Origin of the sequence: Sphingomonas sp. ABOLG (assembly GCF_003950435.1) — a bacterium.
GTDB classification, from domain to species: Bacteria; Pseudomonadota; Alphaproteobacteria; order Sphingomonadales; family Sphingomonadaceae; genus Sphingomonas; species Sphingomonas panaciterrae.
In genome coordinates this window covers 1-5181 of the sequence record NZ_QQWW01000037.1, presented here as the reverse complement: position 1 = coordinate 5181, position 5181 = coordinate 1, and the positions used below count along the sequence as shown (strand labels likewise).

The window sequence follows — 5181 nt, the reverse complement described above, 5'->3', positions numbered from 1 at the left end:
GAGGGCATCGCGTGGAAGGTACGCCAGACAACGCTAAGCGAGAACATTTCAAGAACCGCATGATGGCCGTTACCGCCGGAGGTCGCTAAGCCCCAGTTCTTCCCACATCCATGTAAAGTCATAGGTGCCCATCGGATCGGCGGTGCCCGATTTTGCCGCGCCATTTTCGATATATTTGAGCCAGTCGGCTACCTTTACCCGCCCCGCCTTTGTACAGGCCAGAACGCGTGGCGTCTTGTGGCTGAGGGCTGGGACCGGCTCATCGAGCGTTTTCGTATATTCACGGGTCAGCATATCGTGAACGATGCGCTCCATTTCATGCGGTGGAATATCCAGCGCCTCGTCCTGTGGCGTGCGGGCGGCATCGTCGGCCATAACCTGATCGAGCGTCCGGATTTCGGCCATAGGCGCGCTCACGCAATCACCAAGCCATTCGCCCATCTGGGTAATTGCTCGCTCCGCGCGGGCGGCACTGTTTACCTCGACGATCAGCTTGCGCCCTGCCAGTTCCACATTGGCAAAAACCGGCGTGCCGTCATCCATGGTCGTGACGAAGGCCCGCTTGCCTTTGGTCGCTTGCGGCTTCTTGTTCTTCGTCGCTGGTGCCAGCCAGTTCCAGAAACTGTCGCTGGCAGGTTCCAGCCATTGTGCCGCGTTCAGCCTTCGGATCAGGCTCTTGCCGACCACGCCTTTCGCCAGCGGAAAAACGATACGGTGGAACACCAGGTCATCGCCGTCGGCGTTGACCATATCCGGCGCGCTGCCGGGCATGGCCTTGCCCAGACAGTCGAGCAGCCACATGTTCGTGAACATCGGTCCCGATGCTCCCAGAAGCGCGTCCCGATCGGACGGGTCCAATTCCGCAGTGTCCTGAGTTTCGTCGGCAAGTCGGGAAAATGCCTCGACCACTCGCACGGCGCCCTCAGCGCTGAACGGCAACAGCGCTCCGGAAATGCCATGGCGCCCGTTCACGTCGACAACCCTTGCGGCGATCTTGTCCCAGTTGACCAGGGTCTGGGTTGCACCGTGTTCGCGCACCGTCACCGGAGCAACGTCGCGCAGCAGATCGCGCAAGGTCATCGACTGACCAGGCACGACTTCGCTGACCTCATAGAGCGACATGACCGTATCGCGTAACGCGCGCATATAGGCCTTGTTCGGCGCCTTTTCGTTCCAGCCCCGGCGCTTGAGATAGTCATCGACCAGATTGCGACCGTCGGGTTCCAGTTCCTGCGTAAGCAGATCTTCAAAGGCGCAGCCCCATAGCGGCCCTTGCCAGTGATCGCCAATTATCTCGAATATGGCGTCAGGCTCGAGTCCGGTCGCTTCGCTCGCCGGATCGAGATGCGCGGACAGCATTTCGGCCAATGCCTCATCCCATGGCGCGCGATCCGCATATTTCATCAGGCCGGAAAGATCGTGAGCCGATTTCGATCTGGACATTCAGATGGGCCTTTCCACGCCGAGGCGGCGCATTTCTCGATAGATGGTCGATCGGCCGATGCCGAGTTGTCGTGCTGCTTCTGTCGGCGAGATGCTCGCTTCGACCAGTTTGATGGCGGCATGTACCTTGGACATGTCGAGCGGCTGACGGCCGGGCAACTTGCCTTTGGCGCGCGCGGCGGCGATCCCATCCCTGGTTCGCTCGGAGATCAGTCTCCGCTCGAAATGGGCGATGGCCCCGAACACATGGAAGATGAGTTCGCCGGCGGCCGACGATGTGTCGATCTTTTCCTCAAGACTCAGGAGCGCGATGCCCTGGCCGCGTAGCGTCTCGACCGTGGTGAGCAATTCGGCGAGCGAGCGCCCAAGCCGATCGAGGCGGACCACCGCCAGCGTGTCGCCCTTGCGGGCATAGGCGATCAGTTCGGCCAGACCGGGCCGCTCCATGCTCTTGCCCGACATGACGTCGGTGAACACCTTGATCGCGCCGGCCTCCTCCAGACGCATGGTCTGTCCAGCCACGTCCTGATCGCCGGTGCTGACGCGGGCATAACCCAGAATATCGCCCATCCCGTGCGTCTCCCAAACGGTCGTTCTGTGGACGATCTGAAGGGCGATCGCTTCGCCCCATCCATATCCGTCCACATACTATGTCTCTTTACTCATGGCTGTCCATAGGCCCAGATGACCTTTTGTGGACGGGAATCGGAATGACGAAGCGTAAGCATCAACTCCTGACCGAGAGCGAACGCGATCAGATCCTCGCCATCCCGAGCGAGCGCGACCATCTAGCCCGGCTCTACACCTTCGAGCCTTCGGACATCGAGATCATCGGCGCACGACGGGAGCGACGGAACCAGTTGGGTGTCGCGCTGCAACTCGCGCTCTTGCGGCACCCGGGCATCACACTGGCGCAGTTGATACAGGACAAGGGAGCGATACCCCATGATCTCGCCGCCTTCGTCGCGGAACAACTTGGTCTACACGTAACCGACCTGGCCAACTATGCAGCGCGGGATCAGACGATGACGGACCATGCCCGCGAGCTGGCGATGCGAGCGGGCCTTCGTGGACCAACCCGCGCCGACATTCCCTTCATGATCGAAGCGGCCGCGAAAACGGCATGGGCGACCGACAAGGGGATGACGATAGCGATCGGCGTTGTCACCGCCCTTCGCGAGGCCCGGATTCTACTGCCGTCCATCTCCACCATCGAACGCGCCAGTAGTGCGGGACGCGCGCGTGCCCGCAAGCAGGCTGCCTACGCCCTGATCGCTGATCTTAGCGCCGAACAGGTCCACGCCCTCGACCAGGTCTTTGACGACGCCGGCGGCATGAGCCAACTCGCTTCGCTCAAGACCATTCCCGTTGCGGCCAGGCCCGATCACATCCGCCAGATTCTCGACCGCCTGCGGCAAGTGCGGAAGATCGGCATCTCCCCGGACGTGGCTGGCCGCATCCATGCCGACCGATTTCGGCAATATGTCAGGGAAGGCCGCGCTTCGCCTGCCTATATGATCGAGCGATATATTCCCTCCCGACGGCGCGCTACGCTGGTTGCGTTCCTGCTCGACCTCGAGGAACGACTGACCGATAACGCCTTGGAGATGGCGGACAAGCTGATCGGCAGCATCTTCACCCGCGCGAAGAACGCCCAGGCGCGCAGCTATGCCACCACGTCAAAGAATGTGGCGCGGCTGATGCTGATCTTTCGCAGGACAATCGACGCATTGACCGATGCGGTCGATACCGGCGAAGATCCAATGGAGGCCCTGGACGCATCGGTCGGGTGGAACACCCTCCTGAAGGCGAGGCCAGAAGTGGCGACAATCGCGGAAACCGCCAACCTTGATCCGCTGACGGTGGCGGCCGACCGCTATGCGACGTTGCGCAAGTTCGCCCCCGACCTGCTTGAGGCGCTCCAGTTCAGGGCCGGAAAGGGCAGTGCAAAAACGATCGCCGCCATCGAGATGCTGCGCGACCTCAACAGGTCGGGCAAACGCGATCTGCCTGCCGACGCTCCGATGCCCTTCCGCAAGGAATGGCGGAAAATCGTCGTGGGCGATGACGGCAAGATCAACCGGCGTCTCTGGGAAATCGCGACGATCGCGCATCTGCGCAACAAGCTGCGTTCCGGGGATGTCTGGGTGGAGCGATCGGCAGGATACCGCCGGTTCGACAGCTACCTGCTCAGCGAACCCCAGGCGAAGCCGATCGTGTCGGCTCTCGGTCTGCCACCCACAGCCGGCGAATGGCTCGAACAGCGGGGCCGCGAACTTGACTGGCGGCTTAAGAAATTTGCCCAGCGCCTGAAGCGCGACGCTCTGGAGGGTGTGCGATATCGCGACGACCGCCTCCAGATATCCCCCGTTCGCACGATCGCGACGCCCGACGCCGAAGCGCTGGCCGACCGGCTCGATGCCATGATGCCACGCATCCGCATCACCGAGCTACTGCATGAGGTGGCGCAGGAAACCGGCTTTCTTGCGGCGTTCACCAACCTGCGTACCGGCGAGCCGTGTCCCAATGAAAACGCGCTGCTCGCCACGATCCTCGCCGATGCGACCAATCTCGGCCTGTCGCGCATGGCGGCGGCGAGTCAGGGCGTCACGCGCGATCAGCTCCTCTGGACCCATGACGCCTATATCCGCGACGACAGCTACCGCGCGGCGCTGGCCCTCCTCATCAACGCGCACCACCGCCTGCCATTCTCACGAGTATGGGGCGACGGCACCACGTCCAGTTCCGATGGCCAGTTCTTCAGGGCCGCGAAGCGCGGCGCGTCGGGCGGCGATATCAACGCCCGCTATGGCGTCGATCATGGCTTCAGCTTCTACACCCATAATTCTGATCAGCGCGCGCCCTACCACGTCAAAGTGATCTCGGCCGCGACGCATGAGGCGCCCTATGTCCTCGACGGCCTCACCAGCCACGGCACCGATCTCAGGATCGTCGAGCATTACACCGACACCGGCGGGGCGACCGATCATGTCTTCGCCCTGTGCGCGATGCTGGGATTTCGCTTCTGCCCGCGCCTGCGCGACTTCCCCGACAGGCGGCTCGCGCCGATCGCGCCGGTCACGGCCTATCCGTCCATCACCCCGCTGTTGGGCAAGCGTATCCGCACCGACATCATCGGTGAGCAATGGGAAGACGTGCTGCGCCTCGTAGGGTCGATCAAGGCCGGCCATGTCGCGCCATCGGTCATGCTGCGAAAGCTCGCTGCCTACGAACGGCAGAACCAGCTCGATGTCGCGCTACAGGAAATCGGCAAGATCGAGCGGACGCTGTTCATGCTGGACTGGCTAGAAAATCCCGATCTGCGCCGGCGATGCCATGCCGGTCTCAACAACAGCGAGCAGCGCCATGCCCTGACGCAGGCGATCTACACATTCCGCCAGGGCCGCATCATCGACCGCAGCCACGAGGCGCAGCAATATCGGGCGTCCGGCCTCAATCTGCTCGTCGCCGCGATCGTCTATTGGAACACGATCTACATGGATGCCGCCGCCCAGCATCTACGATCAACATCGGTCGCGGTGCCTGATGATCTACTCGCCCATACGTCCCCAGTAGGTTGGGAGCATATTGCTTTCTCGGGCGATTTCCTCTGGGATCGAGCAGCCGCTTCCGCTGGCCGCAAGGCCCTCAATCTGCCGCCGGATAGCCGCGCCGCCTAAGCGTTCGCTGATTGTTCGCCCTTAGCGTTGTTTAGCGTACCATCCACGCTATGCCCTC

The 5181-nt window shown here is 62.3% G+C and carries 3 protein-coding genes; 1 reads left to right on the top strand and 2 read right to left on the bottom strand.

From position 1 onward, the window contains the following. Nucleotides 1–69 precede the first annotated feature (69 nt). Complete coding sequence (locus CA236_RS18430) at nucleotides 70–1443, bottom strand: hypothetical protein (RefSeq protein ID WP_031293519.1); 1374 nt, start codon at nucleotides 1441–1443, stop codon at nucleotides 70–72. Beyond that, a complete protein-coding gene (locus tag CA236_RS18425) occupies nucleotides 1444–2013 on the bottom strand; it encodes a recombinase family protein (protein WP_013849886.1) in 570 nt (189 codons plus the stop codon). It abuts the gene before it with no gap. 140 nt (nucleotides 2014–2153) lie between these two features. Here CA236_RS18425 and CA236_RS18420 point away from each other — a divergent pair, with 140 nt between their 5' ends. Continuing rightward, the gene (locus CA236_RS18420) at nucleotides 2154–5123 is read left to right on the top strand and encodes a Tn3 family transposase (RefSeq protein ID WP_015449292.1); all 2970 of its coding nucleotides are present in this window, start codon (nucleotides 2154–2156) and stop codon (nucleotides 5121–5123) included. Nucleotides 5124–5181: the final 58 nt, after the last annotated feature.

Excerpts from the sequence above, each read along its gene's own strand:
- CA236_RS18430 (WP_031293519.1), bottom strand. The coding sequence starts at position 1,443 with ATGTCCAGATCGAAATCGGCTCACGATCTTTCCGGCCTGATGAAATAT.
- CA236_RS18425 (WP_013849886.1), bottom strand. The coding sequence starts at position 2,013 with ATGGGCGATATTCTGGGTTATGCCCGCGTCAGCACCGGCGATCAGGAC.
- CA236_RS18420 (WP_015449292.1), top strand. The coding sequence starts at position 2,154 with ATGACGAAGCGTAAGCATCAACTCCTGACCGAGAGCGAACGCGATCAG.